The following is a 24,158-nucleotide window of genomic DNA, read 5'->3' as shown; positions in this document are numbered from 1 at the left end:
TTATTTTTGTCACCTTACCTCGATATACTCAAGTATAATCTTCGGTTACGGTTCCTAGCACTGTAAGGTAAAATAAACCAGATCTTCTCCCTTCGGGGAGATTTTTTTGTTTCACTAACATTTTTGTACAATCTTCGGCTTGCCGCCTAGTCTACAAACGTTTTATCCAGCAAGAATAAAGTTCTCTGATTTCAGAGAGCTTTTCTTTTTGCCAAGTGCTAATGCCGTGTTCAATTGAGCATATCTTGAAAGTAAGGCTACTCGATTGGGTAGTCTTTTTATTTTTGTCACCTTACCTCGATATACTCCAGTATTATCTTCGGTTACGGATCCTAGCACTGTAAGGTAAATTAAACCAGAAAGATCTCCTTTCGGGGAGATTTTTTAGTTTCATTAGGATTTTAGCCTGAGCTCAATCAGCTCTCTAGTTTCAACAGTCTTTTTAGTCTGTATCTTTCTAGCCTTGTTCCAGATTTGGAAATGTGGTATACTATTTATGAAAATTGTCTAAATTTTTAATTTTATTAAGGGAGGGTTTCATGATTTCCAAATCTTCTGGAAGCCATCAAAACCTGCGATATGTTTTTCTCCTATCTCTGTTGCTCGGAGCTTTGGGAGTCTCTCTATTTTTATCTGTTTCTATGGGGTCTGTTCAGATTAGCTTGAGTGATACCTATCGGATTATTTTAAGTAAGATGGGAGCCCCTCTGGATATAGGAGACCTTTCTAAGTCGACACTTGCGATTGTTTGGAATATGAGATTACCACGGGTTTTTCTTGGTTTGATAGTTGGTGCGGGCCTTTCCATGTGTGGTAGCGTTATGCAGTCAACAGTCAATAATCCAATCGCAGAACCTTATGTTTTAGGAATTTCAGCTGGGGCAACCTTTGGTGCGACTTTGAGCATCATCCTCGGATTTAAGGTCATGATTGGTCTTGGCTCTTTCCTTGGAGCGCTTGTGGCAACAGTTGCAGTCCTTCTGATTGCTTCCATGCAAGGCAGGATGACAACTTCAAGCCTGATTTTATCAGGGACAGTTGTGAATGCACTATTTTTGGCTTTTTCAAACTTTATTATCTCAATTGGCGCTAATGCTGATAGTGTCATGACCATCAAGTTTTGGACCATGGGTTCTTTAGCGGGGACTTCCTGGGCTCACTTAACCTTGCCAACTATAATCGTGGGAATTGCTTTTTTATTTTTCTCTACCCAATATCGTGTTTTTAATGCCATGATGATGGGTGATGAGGCGGCTTTGACCTTAGGGATTCCCCTACGTTTTTACTGGTATCTTTATGTGACGATTGTGGCTATAATGACAGCAATCTTGGTGTCGACTTGTGGGATTATTGGTTTTGTTGGTCTCATCACACCTCATTTGGCACGAAGCTTGGTGGGGACAAATTACAGAAGACTTTTTCCGATAGCTACTTTGCTCGGCGCACTATTTGTTGTTTGGGCAGATGTCCTTGCTCGTGTCTTGATTCAAAATGCTGAGCTGCCGATTGGGATTTTTACAGCCCTAGTAGGTGCCCCTTTCTTTATCTACATGGTTGGAAGTAGACGAGGGGAGGTGAAGATCTGATATGGATTTAATGTGCCAGGATATTCACTTTGGAATCGGAGAAAAAAAGATTCTCAAAGGAGTCTCGCTCAAACTGGAGGGCAAGCAATTTCATACCATTTTGGGACCCAATGGAAGTGGGAAGACTAGCTTGCTGAAACTCCTCTATCGACAGGAAAAGCCTGATCAAGGCTTGATTTCTCTAGATGGAAAACCCTTGGAACAAATGAGTGTCAAGGAAACGGCAAGGCAGATGGCAGTTGTCACGCAGTTTAATCAGTTACAATTTGATTGTAGGGTTGAGGAAATTGTCATGCTGGGCAGAACACCCCATCTCGCTTTCTTACAGAAGGAAAAAGAAAAAGACTTTGTCTTGGTTGAGGATGCTCTGGTTAAGGTAGATATGTTCGAAAAGAGAAATCGACTCTACTCTTCTCTGTCAGGAGGAGAGAAGCAGCGGGTTTTGTTGGCACGCGCCTTAGCTCAAGAACCGACACTTTTACTCTTAGACGAACCGACCAATCATTTGGATATCAAGTACCAGCTAGACTTGTTAACCATTGTCAAACATCTTAATATCAATGTACTAGCAGTATTACACGATATTCAGCTAGCTTGTCGTTATTCAGACTATCTCTATCTAATGAAAGAAGGAGAGATTGTTTACCAAGGGACTCCAAAAGAGACCATCACTCCTGAGTCTTTGCAGGCTGTCTATGGCGTCCAAAGTAGGGTTACTTGGACGGAAGACCAGCAAGCCATGATTCACTATTTATAAAAAATGAAAAGGAAAACAAACATGAAAAAATCACTCAGTATTTTGCTCCTAACAGTAGCTACTTTAACTTTAGCAGCTTGTGGAAATAGTACAACAGAAAAAGCTACCACACAATCAAGCGCAGAGATAAGTCAAAAAGCTAATACAGAAACCAGCTATCCTGTAACCATCAAAACATACGATGCCAAAGGAAATGAAGTCGAACAAGTCTTTGAAAAGGCTCCTGAAAAGGTCATCACCAACAATCTTTCAACAACTGAAATCCTACTTGAACTTGGTTTGAAGGATAAAATTGCCGGCATGCTCAACCCTGATAATGCTGTAACTGGTAAATACAAGGATGCCATTGAAGCCATCCCTCACATTGGCGATAAAAAATCTGTCTCACAAGAAACGGTTCTTTCTTATGAACCAGATGCCTTGATGGGACGAAACATGATGTTCTCTGAAAAGTCAATGGGAACTATCAGTGCTTGGAATGAAAATAAAATCCCTGTTTATACGCAAAAAGCCTCACTTTCAACTATCCAACAGGATTTGGGAAATATCGTAGAAGACGTGAAGAATCTTGGTACCATTTTCAATGTCCAAGACAAGGCAAACCAATACGCAGAGCAATTGCAAGCTAAAATCGATGCGGTTAAAAAAGCCAACCCAGAAACACAGGGTGAAAAGAAAAAAGCTTTGATTATGGTTGCTTATAACGATGAAACCTTCGGTGCCTACAAGTCAGCCCTTCAAGAAAGTTTGCTCAACCAACTTGGTTATACAAATGTCGCAACAGGAACATCTGGCTTGACATTGGAAAATCTAGTATCAATGGATCCAGAGTTGATTATCTATGTAACCAGCGACCGCAATCAAAAGTTGGATGAAAAAGCAGTGGATTTGATGAAGGCAAATGCTGTTTTGGAAAATGTACCAGCAATCAAGAATCAAAAAATCATGACCATCTCTTACGATGAGTTGATGGACTACGGTCCAGCAGTGATTGATTCCCTTGAAAAAATCAATGACTTTATCAAGAAATAAGGAGTTTAACTGGGAAGGGATTCAGGTTAGGGTCAGCCTTCCTTCAAACTATGATTCTAAACAAGCCTACCCAGTTGTGCTCTTAAACGATGGGGAACTGGATTATTTATCATACCTGTCCCAATCTGTGATTTTAGTGGGTTTGGTTCCAGAAAATCGCTTGAATGACTTTACACCCTGGCAGTCTAAGGCTTTGAAAGAAGGGGCTCCAGATTTTGGTGGGAAGGGAGACGACTATCATCAGAAGCTCTTTCAAGGAATTCTAACAGCTCTAAAAAAAGACTACTTGATTGATGAAAGTAGGATTGCTTATGGAGGCTATTCACTGGGGGGGCTTGCTGCTGTCTATAGTCTTTATAGTAATCATCTTCCTGTGACCTGTATCTTTTCTATCTGTGGTTCCTTCTGGTATCCAGACTTTATAGACTTTTGCAGGGAACATGACTTGATACAGAGCCAAAGCCTTATTTATCTGCAAAATGGTCAGACAGAAGGTTCCAATCATTCCAACCGCCTGTCTAAGGCTCCTCTTTTTGCAAGGGAACTTCATGATCTGATTTCGGAAGCAGTTCCCTCAACATATTCCACCTTTGATGCATATGGGCATCATGAAGCTCTCGATCAACGCTATCAACATTTTTGTGATTGGCTAAGGAAAGAGTGGAAGCTTACGTAAAAATCTAATACTCTTTGTTTAGGATGGACAGAGAGTATTTTTCTTGCCTTTAATCGGGTATGTTTTTACATTTCGGAGTGATTATCCAAACCGAAAGTTTAACTGAAATGCATCAAAATGTGGTATAATGAGTAGATAGATAGAATTGAGGATATTATGTCATTTACGAAATTTAAATTTAAAAAATATATAGAAGAAGCTTTGGAGGAGTTGAAGTTTACGACTCCTACCGAGGTGCAGGATAAGTTGATTCCTATTGTCTTGGCTGGTCGAGACTTGGTTGGTGAATCAAAAACAGGTTCAGGAAAGACTCATACTTTCTTGCTTCCAATTTTCCAACAGTTGGATGAAGAGAGCGACAGTGTGCAAGCCGTTATCACAGCTCCAAGTCGTGAATTGGCGACTCAGATTTACCAAGCTGCTCGTCAAATTGCAGGCCATTCAGAAGTAGAAATTCGTGTTGTTAACTATGTTGGTGGTACAGACAAGGCCCGTCAGATTGAAAAACTGGCAAGCAATCAGCCCCATATTGTTATCGGAACACCAGGTCGTATCTATGATTTGGTAAAATCTGGTGATCTTGCGATTCACAAGGCTAAGACCTTTGTAGTCGATGAAGCCGACATGACCTTGGATATGGGATTCTTGGAAACAGTTGATAAGATTGCGGGAAGTCTTCCGAAAGACTTGCAGTTTATGGTCTTTTCAGCGACTATTCCACAAAAACTGCAACCATTCTTGAAAAAATACTTGTCTAATCCAGTTATGGAAAAAATCAAGACCAAAACAGTTATCTCAGATACCATTGATAACTGGTTGATTTCTACTAAAGGTCGTGATAAGAATGCCCAGATTTATGAATTGACTCAAGTCATGCAACCATATCTAGCCATGATTTTTGTCAATACTAAGACTCGTGCAGATGAATTGCATACATATTTAACAGCCCAAGGCTTGAAGGTTACTAAGATTCATGGAGATATTGCACCTCGTGAACGCAAACGGATCATGAATCAGGTCAAGAACCTTGATTTTGAGTACATAGTTGCGACTGATTTGGCTGCGCGTGGGATTGATATTGAAGGTGTCAGCCATGTTATCAATGATGCCATTCCACAAGACTTGTCCTTCTTTGTCCACCGTGTTGGACGAACTGGACGTAATGGTCTGCCTGGTACAGCCATTACCCTTTACCAGCCTAGTGACGACTCTGATATTCGTGAGTTAGAGAAATTAGGAATTAAGTTTGTACCTAAGGTGGTTAAAGACGGAGAATTCCAAGATACCTATGACCGCGATCGTCGTGCTAATCGTGAAAAGAAACAGGAAAAACTGGACATTGAAATGATTGGCTTGGTTAAAAAGAAAAAGAAAAAAGTCAAACCAGGATATAAGAAGAAAATCCAGTGGGCTGTCGATGAAAAACGTCGCAAAGCCAAGCGAGCAGAAAGTCGTGCCCGTGGACGTGCAGAGCGAAAAGCTAAGCGTCAAACGTTTTAAGATTGAAACAGTAGAACCAAGTCGGTTTTACTGTTTTTTTGAGCAATGAAAAGGATATTCCTTAACATTAAGATCAGTTCTGTGAGATTGAGTGTAATGATACTTCCTACTGTAGTTCAGGCTTGTTCGATAATAGCAGAGTAGTGAGAGGAACGCTATAAAGTTCAATTAAGAAAGTACCAAAATTGTTAAAAGTTTTTAGCAGTGGGAAAAGATTAAGATTTTTAGTTGTTAAGATGTTATCAAAGTAAAATAAAAAGCCTTAGAAATATTGATTTCTAGGCTTTTTTTAACTTATTTACTCTATTCCCACTCAACAGTTGCAGGTGGTTTACTTGTAATATCGTAGACGATACGGTTAACGTGGTCAACTTCGTTTACGATACGAACTGAGATTTTTTGAAGAACTTCCCATGGAATCTTAGCGAAGTCAGCTGTCATTCCGTCGATAGAAGTGATAGCACGGATAGCGATGGTATAGTCATAAGTACGACCGTCACCCATAACACCTACTGAACGAACGCCAGTGTTAACAGTGAAGTATTGCCAAATGTCGCGGTCAAGACCAGCTTTAGCGATTTCTTCACGAAGGATAGCGTCTGATTCGCGGACTGTTTCAAGTTTTTCTTCAGTGATTTCACCCATGACACGGATAGCAAGACCTGGTCCTGGGAATGGTTGGCGCCATACGATGTGGTCTGGCATACCAAGTTCAGTACCAAGAGCACGAACTTCATCCTTGTAAAGAGTGTTGAGTGGTTCGATGAGTTCAAACTGCATGTCTTCTGGAAGTCCACCAACGTTGTGGTGAGATTTAATAGTTTGAGCAGTATCCGTACCTGACTCGATAACGTCTGTATAAAGAGTACCTTGCGCAAGGAATTTCACATCTTTTAGTTTGCTTGCTTCATCATCAAAGACATATACAAACTCGTTACCGATAATCTTACGTTTTTGTTCAGGATCAGATACACCAGCAAGTTTATCCAAGAAACGTTTAGCAGCGTCTGCTTTGACAATGTTCAAACCAAACTTACCACCAAGCATATCCATAACTTGGTCAGCTTCTCCTTTACGAAGAAGACCGTGGTCTACAAAGATACAGATCAATTGATCTCCAATTGCTTTTTGGAGAAGAACCCCAACAACAGAAGAGTCAACACCACCAGAAAGTCCGAGGAGAACACGTTTGTCTCCAACTTTTTCACGGATTTGTTTGATTTGCATCTCGATGAAGTTATCCATAGTCCAATCGCCTTTGGCACCACAGATATTCAAGGCGAAGTTACGAAGGATATCATAACCGTGAACTGAGTGACGAACCTCTGGGTGGAATTGGATACCGTAGATTTTCTTATCTGGATTTTCAATAGATGCGTATGGACAGTCAGCTGATGTACCAGTACGGATAAAGTCAGCTGGAATTTCAGTAACAGCATCCCCGTGGCTCATCAAGACAAGTTGCTCATCTGGAGTACCAGCAAAAAGAGCAGACTCAGTGTGAGTAAGAGTGGATTGTCCGTATTCACGGTTACCAGCGTCACCTGCAGGAACAACCTTACCACCAAGCTTGTGAGTCAATAGCTGCATACCGTAGCAGATTCCTAAAATTGGAATTCCAAGTTCAAAAATCTCTGGATCAATATCAAATGATCCTTCTTCGTAAACAGAGTTTGGACCACCTGAAAGTACAATCCCGATAGGATTGATAGCGCGGACTTCGTCAGCAGAAATCTTGTGACTTTTTAGTTCTGAAAAGACACCAATCTCACGGATACGACGTGAGATAAGTTGGTTATACTGGCTACCATAGTCCAGTACGATGATCTTTTCGACATCTTGCAAATCAGTTGAAATGTTGGTCATCTTTTCCCTTTCTTAAAAGAAATATCTTCTTGAATATTCTATCATAAATGACCCAGAATTACCAACCAAACAAGTGCAGTTTGACTTTTCCCCATGAGATAGGGTACAATGGAAAAAATAAAGAAAAGAAGTGAGCAAGCATGTTACCAGCTTATATGAAAATTCACGACCAAATCAAAAAAGGTATTGATGAGGGAAATTGGAAAATTGGAGAGAGACTCCCAAGCGAGAGAGACTTAGCTGAGGAATTTGAGGTTAGCCGTATGACACTGCGTCAAGCTATCTCCCTTTTGGTCGAGGAAGGAGTTTTGGAGCGTCGTGTGGGTAGCGGGACCTTTGTTTCTAGTACTCGTGTTCAGGAAAAAATGCGTGGAACGACCAGTTTTACGGAAATTGTGAAGGCTCAGGGGAAAACACCATCGAGTCATCTGATTTCCTATCGTCGGACTATTCCTAATGAGCAAGAAGTTGAAAAATTAGGGATCAAGGCCACTGAAAATATTATTCGGATGGAACGTGTTCGTTATGCAGATCAAGTTCCTGTGGTCTACGAGGTGGCTTCTATACCTGAGAAATTTATCAAAAATTTTAAGAAAGAAGAAGTAACCAAGCATTTCTTTCAAACCTTACAGAAACATGGTTATCGGATTGGGAAATCTCACCAGACTATTTATGCTCGCTTAGCCAAGGAAAAGATTGCTCATTATTTGGAAGTAGAAAAGGGGCATGCTATTTTAGGACTGACTCAGGTTTCTTACTTTGATGACGGTACAGCTTTTGAGTATGTAAAGAGCCAATACGTCGGAGAACGTTTTGAGTTTTATCTAGAAAATAATTAGTTTTTAAGAAATCTCTTGAAGTTGGAAATCCTATCCACTTTAAGAGTTTTTATTTGGTTGAGATTAGAAAACATTTTCCAATTAAGAAAAATAGTAATCATACGAGTATTTTTTAAAGATTCGTGTTATAATAGTTAGGTTATATGGTCCCGATAAGGTGGTAGTGAAGGTCGTTTATCGATTCTCTACCAGTACTTTGTAACTCTATAACGAATATTTTTTAAGGGGGGACATTTTTATGTCAGAACGTAAATTATTCACGTCTGAATCTGTATCTGAGGGGCATCCAGATAAGATTGCAGACCAAATTTCAGATGCTATCTTGGATGCTATTTTAGAGCAAGATCCAGAGGCGCACGTTGCTGCTGAAACAGCTGTTTATACTGGTTCAGTACATGTTTTCGGTGAAATTTCAACCAATGCTTATGTCGATATTAACCGAGTGGTTCGTGATACGATTGCAGAGATTGGCTATACCAACACTGAGTATGGATTCTCAGCTGAGACCGTAGGAGTTCACCCATCATTGGTAGAACAATCTCCTGATATCGCCCAAGGTGTTAATGAAGCCTTGGAAGTTCGTGGAAATGCTGATCAAGATCCACTTGACTTGATTGGAGCTGGAGACCAAGGTCTCATGTTTGGTTTTGCGGTTAATGAAACTGAAGAACTCATGCCATTGCCAATCTCACTCAGCCATAAGTTGGTTCGTCGTTTAGCAGAGCTTCGTAAGTCTGGTGAAATTAGTTATCTTCGTCCAGATGCTAAATCTCAAGTTACTGTTGAATATGATGAAAATGACCAGCCAGTGCGCGTGGATACAGTCGTTATTTCAACTCAACACGATCCAGAAGTGAGCAATGAACAAATTCATGAAGATGTGATTAACAAGGTTATCAAAGAAGTCATTCCAGCTTCTTATCTTGATGATGAGACTAAATTCTTCATCAATCCAACTGGTCGTTTCGTTATCGGAGGACCTCAAGGAGACTCAGGTTTGACTGGTCGTAAGATCATCGTGGATACTTATGGCGGATACTCACGCCACGGTGGTGGTGCCTTCTCTGGTAAGGATGCGACTAAGGTTGACCGTTCAGCTTCTTATGCAGCTCGCTACATTGCAAAAAACATCGTTGCAGCAGGTCTTGCTAAGAAAGCAGAAGTGCAATTGGCTTATGCCATTGGTGTAGCTCAACCTGTATCTGTTCGTATCGATACTTTTGGTACTGGAACAGTAGCTGAAAGCAAGCTTGAAAAAGCAGCACGTCAAATCTTTGACCTTCGTCCAGCAGGAATCATCCAAATGCTTGATCTCAAACGTCCAATCTACCGTCAAACAGCGGCTTATGGACACATGGGACGTACAGATATCGATCTTCCATGGGAACGCTTGGACAAGGTTGATGCCTTGAAAGAAGCAGTTAAATAAAGTAAAAAGGAGTTGATTTCAACTCCTTTTTTAGTTATTTATTGATAGTCTTTAAAAAAGCCCAGTTTCCAATAGACTTAGTCCCGTACTCTAACTCCATAAAATCTAGCAATTCATAATCATTCTTTTTATAGAATGGAACATTTTTTTCTGTACTGGTAATGAGCCCTAAGCGCTTGCAGCCCTTGGATTTGACATAAGGCTCGACTGCGTCTCTAAGAAAAGCACTGCCCACTCCTTGTCCTTTAACGGATGAATTAACTGCAAGGAGCATCAAATACCAGTCAAAGCTATTAGATTTTTTCAAATGTTCTTCGGAACGGTCTACTAAATCAAGATACTTCAAAAAATTTCGTGGGCTAATGTAGCGAAACAGTTTTATGACACCATTTAGCAAGTAAGATAGGACAGAAAAATCATTTTGTTGTAATAAGGCGACAGCTAGGATTTCTCCGTCTTGTTCAGCTACTAAACAGGTTTCTTCTTTGATATAGAGGCGAGTAAGGAGACTTTCTAATAGTTCTAAAAAAGCAGGATAGTTTTCAGGTTTCTTGAGATCATCTATGATTAGAGTTAAAAATGGATAATCAAAGAAGCTGTCGGCTACTACTTTTCCAATTTTTTGGTATTCGTCTAGCCTGGCTTTTCTGTATATTAATTTTTCCATTTATGAGCTCCTTTTTTAATGTTACAAAACAATGATAGTAGAATTTGCTATTTTTTTGATTAAAGTACCGAGTTATTACAAAAATATTACCAAATTTAGTAAGTTGAAGGATTGTTAGAAAATTCTTTCTGTAACACTGAATCTGATTCTAGAATATAGGATCAGACAGACAAAGAACACTCTAAAAAGTTAGAATTTTAGAGTGTTGTCCAAATATAGCTAAGTTTTATTTTGTTGGGATTGAGATTTCAATCAATTTTTCAGAGTAGAGGGTCTTGATATTAGCTTCATCGATATTTTGCTTTTCGATCTTGCGATTCAAGAAAAATTCTTGGATTTTTTCTATTTCTTGTTCGCGGATAGCACGATGTTTATTGGAAATGAGGATTTCATAATGAAGCGGTGCCTGAGTAAAGATAACATCAGTGTTGCCTGCAGAGTAGACTTCTACGAGTGTAGCGTCGGTACTCTCCAGTTGGCTTTTAACAAGGTTTGAGTGAGAATTAGTAGTGTTGATGAGCTTCATAGGCTTTCCTCCTGTGTTTCTATTTCTATTATAGCACTTTTTGGAAAAATTGGAAAAGTTAATTTAAACTTGATGCTGTTTTTTCCAAGCTTCAATTGCCCATTTATGACTGCCACGTTTTAAGTTAGCAATGGCTTCATCGATTGGGAACCAAGCTAGATGATTGAAGTCCTCCAAAGGTTTTTGGATTTCTTGATAAGAAGTAGCTTCGTAGAGATAGGCTGGATTGTAGTAGTAAGTATCACGATGGCTGGAATAGAAATACTCATCTGCTTGTCCATAATAAGTGCCAATCTCAGCTGTAAAACCTAATTCTTCAATCAGTTCTCGTTTGAGAGCTTCAAAATGATCTTCACCTGCTTCAATCTCGCCACCAGGCAAGAACCATGCACCATTTGGAGCTTGAACGAGGATAATCTTTTCATGTGCTGAGTCAGGGATGACTGCATAAACACCATATCTAGTTTTGTAGGTTACACCCTCTTTTTTTTCTCCAAAGGTTGGATTTGTCATAAATTTCTCCTTTATGTGTGCGCTTTCTTTCTATCATATTAAAGAATGCTCTTACTGTCAAGTAAGAACATTCTTTTAGTATGTGGAATTAGTCATTTGAGTCAACTGTTTCCAATTTATTTTTTGATTTAATCATGATTTTACCATTGCTAGTCATGACAGCCTTGAGGTTTTTCTCGCTTGGATTTTCAAGGTAATAGTCCGTGATTGCATCTTCGATATAGTCTTGAATGGTACGACGTAGTGGACGAGCTCCCATTTTTGGATCATAACCAAGGTCTACAAGTTTTTCTTTAACCTTATCTGTTACATCTAAATGGATATTATTACTTGAGAGACGTTGATTAACATCATCTAGCATGAGGTCGACGATTTGAAGGAGATTTTCCTTGCTGAGAGCCTTGAATTCGATAATACCATCAAAACGGTTCATGAATTCGGGGCTAAAGAAGTTGCCTAATTCCCCAAGGACTGAGTTGGTACGACCTTCACGAGCAGCACCAAATCCAACACTAGCTTCTGCCTTACCTGTACCTGCATTTGAGGTCATGATAATGATAGCGTCTTTAAAGCTAACGGTACGACCTTGCCCATCCGTTAAACGACCATCATCCAAGACTTGAAGGAACATATGCATAACATCTGGATGGGCTTTTTCAACTTCATCCAAGAGGATCAGTGAGTAGGGGTTACGACGAACTTTTTCAGTCAATTGACCAGCTTCATCATAGCCTACGTATCCTGGAGGGGCACCGACGAGTTTAGCCACACTGTGTTTTTCCATGTATTCACTCATATCAAAGCGAATCATGCTGTCAGCAGAGCCAAAGAGTTCGATAGCTAGTTGTTTAGAAAGTTCTGTTTTACCGACACCAGTAGGACCAACAAAGAGGAAGCTACCGATTGGACGGTTTGGAGTACCGAGTCCAACACGGTTACGACGGATAGCCTTAGCGATCTTATCAACTGCATCATCTTGACCAATAACATGAGCCTTGAGGTCATCTGCTAGGTTGATGAGTTGAGATTGCTCTTTTTCTTTCAAATCACCAACTGGAATATTAGTCTTTTGCTCGATGATGTGTTCAATCGTCTTTTCGCTGATGATTGGGGTATCCTGATCCGTTACCTTGGTCTTTTGCATTTCCTTGTATTTGGCAATCTGGTCACGGAAGTAGGCTGCTTTTTCAAAATCTTCATCGCGGGTTGCTTGTGCCTTGAGATTTTCTGCTTCGATTAAGCGTTGGTCGATGACTTTAGGATCTACAAAATTCAAGGTTAAGTTCATTTTTGAACCAGCTTCATCTAGAAGGTCAATGGCCTTGTCTGGCAAGAAACGATCTTGGATGTAGCGGTTAGAAAGGGTAGCGGCCGCTTCGATAGCCCCATCAGTATAGTGAACATGATGGTAATCTTCGTATTTTTTTTGAATGCCTTTAAGGATAATAATGGTTTCTTCCACAGTTGGTTCATCAACTTTGACAGGTTGCATACGACGTTCAAGGGCAGCATCTTTTTCGATGATGCGATATTCATTGAGGGTAGTAGCACCAACCAGTTGGAGTTCGCCACGTGCAAGAGCTGGTTTTAGGATATTTCCTGCATCCATATTCCCTTCTCCAGCAGAACCAGCACCGACAATTTCATGAATTTCGTCAATGAAGAGAATAACATCCTCGCGCTCACGAATTTCTTCCATGAGTTTTTGCATGCGCTCTTCAAACTGACCACGGATACCTGTACCTTGAACAAGGCTAACGACATCTAAGCGGATGACTTCTTTGCCTTGAAGCTTATGGGGAACATCACCGTCAACAATTTTCTGAGCTAAGCCCTCGACAACGGCTGTCTTACCAACACCAGGTTCACCGATGAGGACAGGATTGTTTTTTGTTCTGCGGTTGAGGATTTCAATGACACGGATAATCTCTTCGTCACGGCCAATTACAGGGTCAATATTTCCAAGACGGGCAATCTCAGTGACATTGATACCATATTCATCCAAGAGTCCTTTTTCCTGAATTGGTGGTGGTGTTTGAGCAGGACCACGATTTTGGGAACCATAGCCACCATTTCCACCGTATCCACCGCCTGACTGAGTTGGGGGGATATTGTTGTTATTAGAAGAAGGTCTAAAGTTGTTGAGATCGTTAAAGAAGTCTCCAAAGGGATCAAAATCACGGTTGTTTAAATCTGTAATTCCTTTAAATAAGCTATTGTTAGGATCTGTTTTGATAATTTTGTAGCAATTTTGGCAAAGATCGATTTGCTTTTGTTGCCCATTGAGATTGGTATAAAGATGAATCGTTGAGTCATTGATTTTACAGTTTTGACAGAGCATACCGCCACCTCATTTCTTTCTTAGTCTTGACTAAATCTAAAAGGTCAAAAATAGTCAAACAAGTATATAATTTAATTATATCATGATTATTGGGCAATTCAAGTAAAAAGATTGGATACTAGCACTATAAATAGTAGAGCGCTAATCTGGAGAAGATTTTGATAGCAAGAAAAAAATCCTATTTGTCATACAAAAAGGATTCTCGTTGGTGAAAGGCGGTGGGACAGAAATCGATAGACAAAGTTTCGATTTCGTAGTCCCAGCCCCGCGAAGATGATTAGGAGTTTTGGGAGTCTAAAAGACGAACGAAAAGTCCAATCAGCTACCGCGTCAAAGTTTGATTGCTAATAAAAAGTGAGGTCGGGATCTTTTGTCCCAACCTCTGTATATCTATTATTAGTATAGAAGTTCGTAAATTTCCATCGCAATCAAGTCGATGCTGTCAAAAGTATATGTTTCACGAGCTTCAACATCACGAAGTGTAAAGATTGGGCCATTTTCTTCATCATGGTTAAAAGCAACTTCAGCTACAACAACTCCCTCGCGCTCAAAGTTACGTTTTAAGTTACCACCATCTTTTGTCATTGCTTCTAGGCGGTTGATGATTCTAACCAAATGTGATTCCATTTTGATTCTCCTCCATTTCTTATCGTTACTATTTTACCATAAAGAGTATCCACTTGACTAGAAAAAACTAAGATTTCTCGCTATTTCTGTTTTCTTTGAAATTTTATTGAAAATAAAAGGAAAAAAGATTGCATTTTTATTCAAAACATGTTATACTCATACAAGTTTTAAGTTAGAAATTAGAAAGTAGTGGATTTATGAATTTTTCTTTTTTACCTAAATATCTGCCATATTTTAACTATGGTGCTCTTGTAACAGTCTTGATCTCTGTTTTGGTTGTCTTTTTGGGGACAATTTTAGGGGTAGTCTTGGCTTTTGCTCAACGTTCGAAAATAAAGCCCATATCTTGGCTTGCCAATGTTTATATTTGGATTTTCCGTGGAACACCTATGATGGTACAGATCATGATTGCTTTTACTCTTATGCATATCAATGCTCCGACAATTCAGATTGGAGTTTTGGGAGTTGATTTTTCACGTTTGATTCCAGGTATTATCATTATCTCTATGAATAGTGGTGCCTATGTATCAGAAACAGTTCGTGCTGGTATCAATGCAGTACCTAAAGGTCAATTAGAGGCGGCTTACTCTCTAGGGATTCGTCCTAAAAATGCCATGCGCTATGTCATCTTGCCACAGGCCATCAAGAATATCTTGCCAGCCTTGGGGAATGAGTTTATTACCATTATCAAGGATAGTTCACTCTTGTCAGCAATCGGTGTTATGGAATTGTGGAATGGAGCTACTACGGTGTCAACAACCACCTACTTGCCTTTAACTCCACTCTTATTTGCTGCCTTTTACTACTTGATTATGACCTCTATCTTGACACTAGCCTTGAAAGCTTTTGAAAATCGTATGGGACAAGGAGAGAAAAAATAATGACTGAAACGCTTATAAAAATTGAAAACCTTCATAAAAACTTCGGGAAGAATGAAGTTTTAAAAGGGATTGATCTTGAAATCAAAAAAGGGGAAGTTGTGGTGATTATCGGACCATCTGGTAGCGGTAAGTCAACCCTCCTTCGCTCTATGAATCTCCTCGAAGAAGCGACAAAAGGAAAGGTTATCTTTGAAGGAGTAGACATTACAGATAAGAAAAACGACCTCTTTGCCATGCGTGAAAAGATGGGAATGGTTTTCCAACAGTTCAATCTCTTCCCCAATATGACAGTGAAGAATAACATCACGCTTTCTCCTATCAAGACCAAAGGGGAAAGTAAGGAAGTTGCTGAGAAGAGAGCGCATGAGCTCTTGGAAAAGGTTGGTTTACCAGATAAGGCAGATGCTTATCCACAAAGTTTGTCTGGTGGGCAGCAACAACGTATCGCTATTGCTCGTGGTCTTGCCATGGAACCAGATGTCCTACTCTTTGATGAACCGACTTCTGCCCTAGACCCAGAAATGGTAGGGGAAGTACTAGCAGTTATGCAAGAACTTGCTAAGTCAGGAATGACTATGGTCATCGTGACGCATGAGATGGGCTTTGCGCGTGAAGTGGCAGACCGCGTCATCTTTATGGCTGACGGTGTTGTTGTCGAAGATGGAACTCCAGAGCAAGTCTTTGAACAAACCCAAGAACAAAGAACTAAGGATTTCTTGAGTAAGGTTTTGTAAGAATATCATGAAAAGCTCCAAGTGGGCTTTTTCTTATAGTTTCAGACTATAAGGTCTCTTAGGTAAGAAGTGTTAGAGGGACAAGTGTTTTTTTGATATAATAGAAGATATTTGTTAGAAAAGAGAAAACACATGACACAGATTATTGATGGCAAGGCTTTAGCAGCCAAGCTACAAGGACAATTGGCTGAAAAGACTGCGAAATTGAAAGAAGAGACAGGTTTGGTTCCTGGTTTGGTGGTTATTTTGGTTGGGGACAATCCAGCCAGTCAGGTTTACGTTCGTAACAAGGAACGTTCAGCGATAGCTGCAGGTTTCCAAAGTGAAGTCGTGCGAGTTCCGGAGACCATTACCCAAGAGGAATTGTTGGACTTGATTGCCAAATACAATCACGATCCAGCTTGGCATGGGATTTTGGTCCAGTTACCCTTACCAAAACACATCGATGAAGAAGCTGTTTTATTGGCTATTGATCCAGAAAAGGATGTGGATGGTTTTCATCCGCTCAACATGGGGCGCCTTTGGTCTGGTCACCCAGTTATGATTCCTTCAACTCCTGCTGGTATTATGGAAATGTTTCATGAGTATGGGATTGACTTAGAAGGTAAAAATGCTGTCGTTATTGGTCGTTCAAATATCGTCGGTAAACCAATGGCCCAGTTGTTATTAGCTAAGAATGCAACTGTAACCTTAACCCACTCACGAACACACAATCTTGCCAAGGTAGCTTCTAAGGCCGATATTCTTGTCGTAGCAATCGGTCGTGCTAAGTTTGTGACTGCTGACTTTGTCAAACCTGGAGCAGTTATCATTGATGTGGGGATGAACCGAGATGAAAATGGCAAGCTCTGTGGCGATGTTGACTATGATGCTGTTGCGCCAATCGCTAGCCATATCACACCTGTACCTGGTGGAGTTGGACCTATGACCATTACTATGTTGATGGAGCAGACTTATCAGGCGGCATTGCGTAATTTGGATAGATAATACAAGCATTGATTTTATATAGTGAAGAAACAAGTTCTAAAAAATGAACTTGTTTTTTCTTGCACTTCTTTTAATAAAATTACAGTAAAACTTCTACAAATTATTGAAAAAACTCTACTATTTTGATATATTAAAAGCATCAATGTTTATATGGATAAAATAAGTAAGCGTCTAGAGGGAGGTTTATTTTTTGGAGTAAAATGTAATCGCTTACTAGAATATTGGAAAGGAACAATAATGGATAAGAGATTTTTTGAAAGACGGTGTCATTATAGTATTCGTAAATTTGCCATTGGTGCGGCTTCGGTTATGATTGGAGCTAGTATATTTGGTCTTCAGGTGGCTCAAGCAGCTGAAACCGAAGCAGCAAGTCCCAGCGAGGAAACGATTCATCAAGTTCAACCTTTAGATAAGCTTCCAGATGAGGTTGCTGCAGCAATTGCAAAAGCTGAGCAAAATGGCCCACAAGATTCCGCTACTGAAAAAGAAGGAAATGATGCGGTTGAATCCGCAAAACCAGCAACTGAAGAAAAGGTGACTGAGGCAACAAGTCCTAAGGAAGAAAAGGAAGCGGAAGTAGTCAGCCCTAAAGAAGACAAAGTTGAAAAAACTGAAAAACCTGCTGCTGAAGCGAATGGGAAAGAGGCTACAATTTCAGAAGCAAGTTCTGAAAAGCCAGCAGTTCGAGAAGAACATACTGATACATCTAATCAAAATAAACCTGTAACGGATGATAAAAGCAAGGAAGAAAAAGCTTCTGCAAGTGAATCACCTCAAGCTACAAAAGAGAAGGAAAAAGAAAATCAGCTCCTTGAAGAAAGAAAACAAAATTTCAACAAAGACTGGTATTTTAAACTAAACGCTCAGGGTGACTTTTCTAAGAAAGATGTGGATGTTCATGACTGGTCTAAGTTGAACCTTCCTCATGACTGGAGTATCTATTTTGATTTTGACCACAAGTCTCCTGCCCGAAATGAAGGTGGTCAATTAAACGGGGGTACTGCCTGGTATCGCAAGACCTTCACGGTTGACGAAGCTGCTAAGGATAAGGATGTTCGGATCAACTTTGATGGTGTCTACATGGACTCCAAAGTCTATGTCAATGGCAAATTTGTCGGTCATTATCCAAGTGGTTACAATCATTTTTCATACGATATTACTGAATTTTTAAATAAAGATGGTAGTGAAAATACCATTGCTGTCCAAGTTACAAATAAGCAACCAAGTAGTCGTTGGTACTCAGGAAGTGGTATCTATCGCGATGTAACTCTGAGCTATCGCGACAAGGTGCAGGTAGCTGAAAATGGAAATCATATCACAACTCCAAAACTAGCTGAACAAAAAGATGGCAACGTTGAAACACAAATCCAAAGCAAGATCAAAAATACTGCCAAAACTTTAGCCAAGGTATTTGTGGAGCAACAGATTTTTACTAAGGAAGGTAAGGCTGTTTCAGATTTGGTTCGTTCTGTAACTAAGAGTCTAGCAGGAAATGAGACAGCTGACTTTAAGCAAACGATTTTGGTTAATAAGCCAACTCTCTGGACAACCAAAAGCTACCATCCTCAGCTCTATGTTCTGAAAACCAAGGTTTATAAAGAAGGTAAGCTAGTTGATGTGACAGAAGATACCTTTGGTTATCGTTATTTCAACTGGACAGCCAAAGAAGGATTCTCTTTGAACGGTGAGAGAATGAAATTCCATGGAGTTAGTATCCACCATGACAACGGTGCCTTGGGGGCAGAAGAAAACTATAAGGCAACCTATCGTAAATTAAAACTCCTGAAAGATATGGGAGTTAACTCTATCCGTACAACCCACAATCCAGCAAGTCCACAGTTGCTCGACGCTGCAGCAAATTTAGGACTTTTGGTGCAAGAAGAAGCCTTTGATACTTGGTATCGTGGCAAGAAAACTTATGACTATGGACGTTTCTTTGACCAAGATGCAACTCACCCAGAAGCCAAGAAGGGTGAAAAATGGTCTGATTTTGATCTTAGAACCATGGTTGAACGAGATAAAAATAATCCTTCAATCATCATGTGGTCACTCGGTAATGAGGTAGATGAGGCTGATGGTGGTGCTCGTTCACTAGAAATAGCCAAGCGTTTGAAAGCTGTCATCAAAGCTATCGATACAGAACGCTATGTGACCATGGGTGAAAACAAATTCAGTAGTAGATCAAGCGGCTTGTTCTTAGAATTGGCAGCAATCATGGATGCTGTTGGTATGAACTATGGGGAACGGAATTATGATGCAGTTCGTAAAGCGCATCCAGATTGGTTGATTTATGGTTCTGAAACCTCTTCAGCGACTCGAACTCGAGATTCTTATTTTGATCCTGCTCATTTACTCTGGCACGACAATCGCCCAAATCGTCACTATGAACAATCAGACTATGGTAATGACCGTGTAGCCTGGGGTAGAACAGCTACTGAATCTTGGACTTTTGACCGTGATCGTGCTGGCTATGCAGGTCAGTTCATCTGGACTGGTTTTGACTATATCGGTGAACCTACACCATGGCATAACCAAGATAATACACCAGTAAAAAGCTCTTATTTTGGTATCATTGATACGGCAGGCTTGCCTAAGAATGATTTCTATCTCTATCGCAGTGAATGGTATAGTGCCAAAGAAAAACCAACTGTTCGTATCATGCCTCACTGGAATTGGACAGAAGAAACGCTCAAGGAACGTAATATGCTCATCAATGGCAAGGTTCCAGTTCGGACCTTCTCAAATGCTGCTAGCGTAGAATTGTTCTTGAACAACGAGTCCCTTGGTAAGAAAGAATTTGTTAAGAAAACAACTGAAGATGGGCGCCCTTATCACGAGGGAGCTAAACCAAGTGAATTATATCTTGAGTGGTTGGTTGACTATAAACCAGGTACCTTAACTGCTATTGCTCGTGATGAAAATGGCAAAGAGATTGCGCGTGATAGTGTGACAACAGCAGGGGAGCCAGCTAGAGTTCGACTCACCAAGGAAGAACATGTCATCACTGCAGACGGAAAAGATTTGTCTTATATCCATTATGAAATCGTTGATGAAGATGGCAATGTCGTTCCAACTGCTAATAATCTTGTTCATTTCAATCTTCATGGGCAAGGTCAGATCGTCGGTGTGGATAATGGGGAACAAGCTAGCCGTGAACGCTACAAAGCTCAGAAAGATGGCACATGGCAGAGAAAAGCCTTCAATGGTAAAGGTGTTGTCATTGTTAAATCCACTGAAAAAGAAGGGAAATTTACCCTCTTTGCAGATTCTGCAGGTTTAGCTTCTGATCAAGCAACAGTCACAACTGTTTCAGGTAAGAAAGAAAACCGTCACTTTGTCTCTTTTGCTCCTGTTAAGGCAAGAACTGATGTCAGCGAAGATCCTAAATTGCCAGAAACCGTGACAGCTATTTATAGCGATGGTAGTGTTGAAGAAAAAGCTGTGACTTGGGATATTCCAGAAGATCTCCTTGCAAGTGCTGGTGAGAAAAAAGTCCTAGGTAGTGTGGAAGGAATTGAAGCTAAGGCTGAAGCCCTTGTTAAGGTGGTTGCACTCGATAAGTGGTTGCCTAAGGTAGCAACAGTCCCAGTGGGAACAGCAGCAGAAGATTTGGATAAAACTGTAACGGCTGTTTTGTCAGATGGTAACTTGGTTGATGCGAATGTCGTTTCTTGGACTTTGAAAGATCCATCTGCCTTGACAAAAGAAGGTGGACGTACTGAAGCAACTGGTAAATTGGAAGGCAATGACTACGAGGTTACGGCAACCTTTATCGCTAGTGATAAGGAAACAGAAAGTACTGTTACAGGTCTCACGGTTGGTGACAAGTCTCTTGAAAACTTTGAGCCTGGAAAGACCTACTACCGAGTATCCCTTCCTTATACTGCTAAAATCCCAAGTGTTGGAGCACAAACTACTGGCTACCAAGTAACTGTTCAACAAGCTTCAGTAGCTAATGATTATCAGGCTTCTGTATTTTTGAGTGACCAGAAGGGCGATTTAGTTCAAACTTATTTGATTCAGTTTGTAAAAGAAGCGCCTGCCTTGACACGCTTGGAAGTAAGCGTTGAAGGAAAAGAGACTGCAACAGAAGACCAAGTTCTCCCTTATCATGTCATTGGGCACTATGAAGATGGTACACAAACTGAATTTTCAGCGTCAGATATCCATTTGGAAGTTAAGTCAGCTGATGGTGGTCATCTTGAGGTGAATGGTCAGAACTTGCTTCTTTACAAGAAAGGTAGTGTAACCCTCACTCCTCGTATTGACAATCAAACTGATAAGACTCAGTCTGTAGCAACTGAACTTGTGATAAAAGAAAATACAGTAGACAAGAAAATTGTCAAGCTACATCCTGTTTCTATCTCTACAGATATCAATCAGCAACCGAATTTGCCTGATCAAATCGGAGCAGAATTTGATAAGGGCTTGCCTCGTAAGGTAGCTGTAACTTGGGACAAGGTAGATGCCAAAGAACTTGGTTACTATCATAGCTTTACCCTTAAAGGTCATGTCGAAGGTACAGATATTGAAGCTTTAGCAAATGTAACTGTTGAAGGTTTGCAGGTTGCAGAAGAAATCAGTTTAACACTACCTAAGGGTGAAACTGTTCAATTGCCAGCTAACGTACGTGCTTACCATTCTAATGGAACAACTGTCTATAAAGATGTCCTTTGGGACAAGGTTCCTGAGAACTTTAGTCAGACTGAAGGCATCTATGAAATCAAGGGTCAATTAGTGGGTAGCCATTTGACTACCAAGGCCCATGTCCGTGTTTCTAGTCAAGTTGTTGCTGGAAATAATATCTCTAAACAGTGGACTGGTTCTCAATTGCCAGCTGCTATTGTATCCAATACGGGTGGGGATGATTCGGCTAATACTTTGAACGACTTGACAGTTTCAAGAGCCAATACAGATGTTAAGAATCGATGGACTACATGGCAAACAGGTACAGATAATGATTGGGCGTCTATCTTGTTTGGTAATTCAGGTGATTTGACCAAACGATTTGTCGATAATCTTTCCGTTGATTTCTACACAGACGGAGCTATCGGACTTCCAAAAGAATATGTCATCGAATATTATGTTGGTCAAGAAGTTCCAGATCTTCCAAACGATGTCAATCATGCTCAAGGAGATACCAAGCATCCATTCAACAATGCTGCCAACTGGAAGGAAGTTGAACATCTCAAAGCTCCAGGACAATTATCCGCAAGCCAAACTAACCACTTTACATTTGACAAGGTTGAAACTTATGCTGTTCGTATGCGTATGAAGAAGGCTGATGGAAAGGCTGGTGTTGGTTTAACAGAAATCACTATCTTAGGAAGTAAGGTTCCAAGTGCTACCAGCTCAGAAATTTCTATCCAAGTAGATGGTAAGAAGCTCGAACATTTCAATCCATCTAAGACAGATTATTATATTCCTCAAGCAAGCAAGGAAATCACTGCCACAGCCAGCAACAACGGTTTGGTAACGGTTGTTCCTGCAACAAGTGAAAAAGGTGCGACACGTCTTATTTTGAAAGCTGAGGATGGAACTGTTCTTAAAGAATATCGTATCTTCCGTGATGACGAAAAAGAGTCAACACAACCAGTAGCTGCGGAAAATAGTGCCCAGACCTTGAATGTTGGCGATCAACTTCAATTGCCTGCCGAAGTAACAGTCTACTATCCATCACAAGATGGCTGGGTTAAAGCTAACCTTGCTGTCCAATGGGATGCAGTTCCAGAACATGCGACTGCCCAAGAAGGTAACTTTGAAGTACTTGGTCATGTTCTAGGAACAGACTTAACAACCAAGATGCAAGTAACAGTTGTTACAAAAGGTAATCAAGTTATCTCTGAGAATGCAAGCAATAATGCGACAGATTCTAAAGCCTTTGCGTCTACTACAAATGATACACAAGCAGCTTCTCGGGATAAGATTTTCTATATCAACGATGGTCACTTTAACGAGGATGGACGTTGGACTAACTGGTCTCGAACTCCGAAAGACCAAGAAACATCTGTGGGAATTCTCTTTAAGAAGAATGGTCAGATTACACCTCAGTCTGTTGGAAAAGTAGCTATTCAGTTCTTTAAGGACAGTGGAACAGACGCACCAGCGACAATGGTATTAGAAAGATATGTTGGGCCTGCCTATACAGAACCAAGTACCATTTCTCGTTATGAAGAAAATGCGGATCATCCATTTAATAAGGCAGAAAACTGGCAAGAAATTCCTTATAAAACATCTGGAGAAATCGTGGCTGGTAAACCAATCGAATTTACCTTTGATCCAATTCAGACAACAGCTATTCGAGCACGCATGACTCGTAAATCTACAACTAATGGTCTAGCAATGGTCGAATTTAGTGCTTACTCTCCTGCTAAAGCAAACGATGTGGAAACTCCTTCAGTGACTATTTCGGTTGCTGGAAAAGCATTGGAAAACTTTGATCCTGCGGTTTCAGATTATACAGTGAACTTAAATGGCACTAAACCACAGGTGACTGCTCAAGCAAGTGGTCACGGTGTGACAACGGTTGTTGAGTCTAGTCAGGATAACCTTCCTAGCCTTGTTCGTCTTCTTGCTAAGGATGGTAGTCTTGTCAAGGAATATCGTATTCACTTTAAGCCTAGTCACCGTATTGTTCCTGAAGAAGGCGACCAAAGTCCTGTTCTCGAACGACCAAGTTTAGAAGTTGTCAAGACTGAAATTCCATTTAAGGAAATTATTCGTGAAAACAATGACTTAGCTCAAGATGAACGTCGTGTAATCTCAGAAGGTAAGAAGGGTGAAAGAGTTGATTATGTTGAGGTTCTAGGATCTAACCGTACCACTGTTCATACGGATACGACAGAGGCGCAAGATCGAGTTGTTGAAGTTAAGGTCAAACCAGCCATTACTACAAGTAAGGGTGATGAGCCAGCTCCAGTGGTAGAAGTCCCAGAATTCAAGGGCGGTGTCAATGCAGTAGAGGCAGCTAAGAATGAGTTGCCAGAATACACAGATGCAATCGGGACAGCAGGTGATGAGCCAGCTCCAGTAGTAGAAGTCCCAGAATTTGAAGGTGGTGTCAATGCAGTAGAAGCCGCTAAGAATGAATTGCCAGAATACACAGAGGCAGTTGGCACAGTAGGCGATGATCCAGCTCCAGTAGTAGAAATCCCAGAATTCAAGGGTGGTGTCAATGCAGTAGAGGCAGCTAAGAAT

At 40.5% G+C, this 24,158-nt stretch carries 17 protein-coding genes; 11 read left to right on the top strand and 6 right to left on the bottom strand.

Annotated elements, in window-relative coordinates; translation table 11 throughout:
- Positions 1-539 precede the first annotated feature (539 nt).
- The 5 genes from HMPREF2728_RS07065 to HMPREF2728_RS07045 all read left to right on the top strand — a co-directional run bounded on the left by HMPREF2728_RS07065 (position 540) and on the right by HMPREF2728_RS07045 (position 5,551).
- Positions 540-1,586: a FecCD family ABC transporter permease gene (locus HMPREF2728_RS07065; protein ID WP_075227467.1), complete on the top strand. Its 1,047-nt coding sequence runs from the start codon at positions 540-542 to the stop codon at positions 1,584-1,586.
- Between the two features lies 1 nt (position 1,587).
- The gene (locus tag HMPREF2728_RS07060; protein WP_075227466.1) at positions 1,588-2,343 is read left to right on the top strand and encodes an ABC transporter ATP-binding protein; all 756 of its coding nucleotides are present in this window, start codon (positions 1,588-1,590) and stop codon (positions 2,341-2,343) included.
- Positions 2,344-2,364: 21 nt separating this feature from the next.
- Entirely contained in the window at positions 2,365-3,375 is a 1,011-nt protein-coding gene (locus HMPREF2728_RS07055) for an ABC transporter substrate-binding protein (protein ID WP_075227465.1), read from the top strand.
- The gene (locus HMPREF2728_RS07050) at positions 3,356-4,051 is read left to right on the top strand and encodes an alpha/beta hydrolase-fold protein (protein WP_075227464.1); all 696 of its coding nucleotides are present in this window, start codon (positions 3,356-3,358) and stop codon (positions 4,049-4,051) included. Before HMPREF2728_RS07055 ends, HMPREF2728_RS07050 begins: the two co-directional genes overlap by 20 nt.
- 156 nt (positions 4,052-4,207) lie before the next feature.
- On the top strand, positions 4,208-5,551 hold the full coding sequence (locus HMPREF2728_RS07045) for a DEAD/DEAH box helicase (RefSeq protein WP_075227463.1): 1,344 nt from the start codon (positions 4,208-4,210) through the stop codon (positions 5,549-5,551).
- Positions 5,552-5,854: 303 nt separating this feature from the next.
- On the opposite strand, the gene guaA is transcribed toward HMPREF2728_RS07045, so the two are convergent.
- On the bottom strand, positions 5,855-7,417 hold the full coding sequence (guaA, locus tag HMPREF2728_RS07040) for a glutamine-hydrolyzing GMP synthase (RefSeq protein WP_060955503.1): 1,563 nt from the start codon (positions 7,415-7,417) through the stop codon (positions 5,855-5,857).
- A gap of 140 nt (positions 7,418-7,557) precedes the next feature.
- Here guaA and HMPREF2728_RS07035 point away from each other — a divergent pair, with 140 nt between their 5' ends.
- Together HMPREF2728_RS07035 and metK are read left to right on the top strand one after the other, a co-directional pair.
- A complete protein-coding gene (locus HMPREF2728_RS07035) occupies positions 7,558-8,256 on the top strand; it encodes a GntR family transcriptional regulator (protein WP_045762883.1) in 699 nt (232 codons plus the stop codon).
- Positions 8,257-8,494: 238 nt separating this feature from the next.
- Entirely contained in the window at positions 8,495-9,685 is a 1,191-nt protein-coding gene (gene metK / locus HMPREF2728_RS07030) for a methionine adenosyltransferase (protein WP_000003967.1), read from the top strand.
- 34 nt (positions 9,686-9,719) lie between these two features.
- On the opposite strand, the gene HMPREF2728_RS07025 is transcribed toward metK, so the two are convergent.
- From HMPREF2728_RS07025 to HMPREF2728_RS07005, 5 genes are all read right to left on the bottom strand, one after another.
- The gene (locus HMPREF2728_RS07025; protein ID WP_075227462.1) at positions 9,720-10,352 is read right to left on the bottom strand and encodes a GNAT family N-acetyltransferase; all 633 of its coding nucleotides are present in this window, start codon (positions 10,350-10,352) and stop codon (positions 9,720-9,722) included.
- Positions 10,353-10,578: 226 nt separating this feature from the next.
- On the bottom strand, positions 10,579-10,878 hold the full coding sequence (locus tag HMPREF2728_RS07020; protein ID WP_000767183.1) for a DUF1827 family protein: 300 nt from the start codon (positions 10,876-10,878) through the stop codon (positions 10,579-10,581).
- 63 nt (positions 10,879-10,941) lie between these two features.
- Positions 10,942-11,391 carry an NUDIX hydrolase gene (locus tag HMPREF2728_RS07015; RefSeq protein WP_045762885.1) on the bottom strand — a complete coding sequence of 150 codons (450 nt, stop codon included), beginning with the start codon at positions 11,389-11,391 and terminating at the stop codon, positions 10,942-10,944.
- An 88-nt stretch (positions 11,392-11,479) separates the two neighbouring features.
- Positions 11,480-13,732 (bottom strand): ATP-dependent Clp protease ATP-binding subunit, encoded by a 2,253-nt coding sequence (locus HMPREF2728_RS07010; RefSeq protein ID WP_075227461.1) that lies wholly within the window; start codon positions 13,730-13,732, stop codon positions 11,480-11,482.
- 396 nt (positions 13,733-14,128) lie between these two features.
- Positions 14,129-14,359, bottom strand: a complete 231-nt coding sequence (locus HMPREF2728_RS07005; RefSeq protein ID WP_000443576.1) for a DUF1797 family protein — start codon at positions 14,357-14,359, stop codon at positions 14,129-14,131.
- A 197-nt stretch (positions 14,360-14,556) separates the two neighbouring features.
- On the opposite strand from HMPREF2728_RS07005, the gene HMPREF2728_RS07000 reads away from it, so the two are divergent.
- From HMPREF2728_RS07000 to HMPREF2728_RS06985, 4 genes are all read left to right on the top strand, one after another.
- A complete protein-coding gene (locus tag HMPREF2728_RS07000; protein WP_075227460.1) occupies positions 14,557-15,240 on the top strand; it encodes an amino acid ABC transporter permease in 684 nt (227 codons plus the stop codon).
- A complete protein-coding gene (locus tag HMPREF2728_RS06995; protein WP_070459713.1) occupies positions 15,240-15,974 on the top strand; it encodes an amino acid ABC transporter ATP-binding protein in 735 nt (244 codons plus the stop codon). Before HMPREF2728_RS07000 ends, HMPREF2728_RS06995 begins: the two co-directional genes overlap by 1 nt.
- Positions 15,975-16,106: 132 nt before the next feature.
- Positions 16,107-16,961 (top strand): bifunctional methylenetetrahydrofolate dehydrogenase/methenyltetrahydrofolate cyclohydrolase, encoded by an 855-nt coding sequence (locus HMPREF2728_RS06990; protein WP_075227459.1) that lies wholly within the window; start codon positions 16,107-16,109, stop codon positions 16,959-16,961.
- 237 nt (positions 16,962-17,198) lie between these two features.
- Positions 17,199-24,158, top strand: a 6,960-nt coding sequence (locus HMPREF2728_RS06985) for an SIALI-17 repeat-containing surface protein (protein WP_075227458.1), incomplete at its 3' end; no start/stop codon positions are given.

This window comes from Streptococcus sp. HMSC061D10 (assembly GCF_001808865.1).
Taxonomy (GTDB): Bacteria; Bacillota; Bacilli; order Lactobacillales; family Streptococcaceae; genus Streptococcus.
Note: the sequence above shows the minus strand (reverse complement) of the source record. Positions and strands in the feature narration are given on the sequence as shown.

Excerpts from the sequence above, each read along its gene's own strand:
- HMPREF2728_RS07065 (WP_075227467.1), top strand. The coding sequence starts at position 540 with ATGATTTCCAAATCTTCTGGAAGCCATCAAAACCTGCGATATGTTTTT.
- HMPREF2728_RS07060 (WP_075227466.1), top strand. The coding sequence starts at position 1,588 with ATGGATTTAATGTGCCAGGATATTCACTTTGGAATCGGAGAAAAAAAG.
- HMPREF2728_RS07055 (WP_075227465.1), top strand. The coding sequence starts at position 2,365 with ATGAAAAAATCACTCAGTATTTTGCTCCTAACAGTAGCTACTTTAACT.
- HMPREF2728_RS07050 (WP_075227464.1), top strand. The coding sequence starts at position 3,356 with ATGACTTTATCAAGAAATAAGGAGTTTAACTGGGAAGGGATTCAGGTT.
- HMPREF2728_RS07045 (WP_075227463.1), top strand. The coding sequence starts at position 4,208 with ATGTCATTTACGAAATTTAAATTTAAAAAATATATAGAAGAAGCTTTG.
- guaA (WP_060955503.1), bottom strand. The coding sequence starts at position 7,417 with ATGACCAACATTTCAACTGATTTGCAAGATGTCGAAAAGATCATCGTA.
- HMPREF2728_RS07035 (WP_045762883.1), top strand. The coding sequence starts at position 7,558 with ATGTTACCAGCTTATATGAAAATTCACGACCAAATCAAAAAAGGTATT.
- metK (WP_000003967.1), top strand. The coding sequence starts at position 8,495 with ATGTCAGAACGTAAATTATTCACGTCTGAATCTGTATCTGAGGGGCAT.
- HMPREF2728_RS07025 (WP_075227462.1), bottom strand. The coding sequence starts at position 10,352 with ATGGAAAAATTAATATACAGAAAAGCCAGGCTAGACGAATACCAAAAA.
- HMPREF2728_RS07020 (WP_000767183.1), bottom strand. The coding sequence starts at position 10,878 with ATGAAGCTCATCAACACTACTAATTCTCACTCAAACCTTGTTAAAAGC.
- HMPREF2728_RS07015 (WP_045762885.1), bottom strand. The coding sequence starts at position 11,391 with ATGACAAATCCAACCTTTGGAGAAAAAAAAGAGGGTGTAACCTACAAA.
- HMPREF2728_RS07010 (WP_075227461.1), bottom strand. The coding sequence starts at position 13,732 with ATGCTCTGTCAAAACTGTAAAATCAATGACTCAACGATTCATCTTTAT.
- HMPREF2728_RS07005 (WP_000443576.1), bottom strand. The coding sequence starts at position 14,359 with ATGGAATCACATTTGGTTAGAATCATCAACCGCCTAGAAGCAATGACA.
- HMPREF2728_RS07000 (WP_075227460.1), top strand. The coding sequence starts at position 14,557 with ATGAATTTTTCTTTTTTACCTAAATATCTGCCATATTTTAACTATGGT.
- HMPREF2728_RS06995 (WP_070459713.1), top strand. The coding sequence starts at position 15,240 with ATGACTGAAACGCTTATAAAAATTGAAAACCTTCATAAAAACTTCGGG.
- HMPREF2728_RS06990 (WP_075227459.1), top strand. The coding sequence starts at position 16,107 with ATGACACAGATTATTGATGGCAAGGCTTTAGCAGCCAAGCTACAAGGA.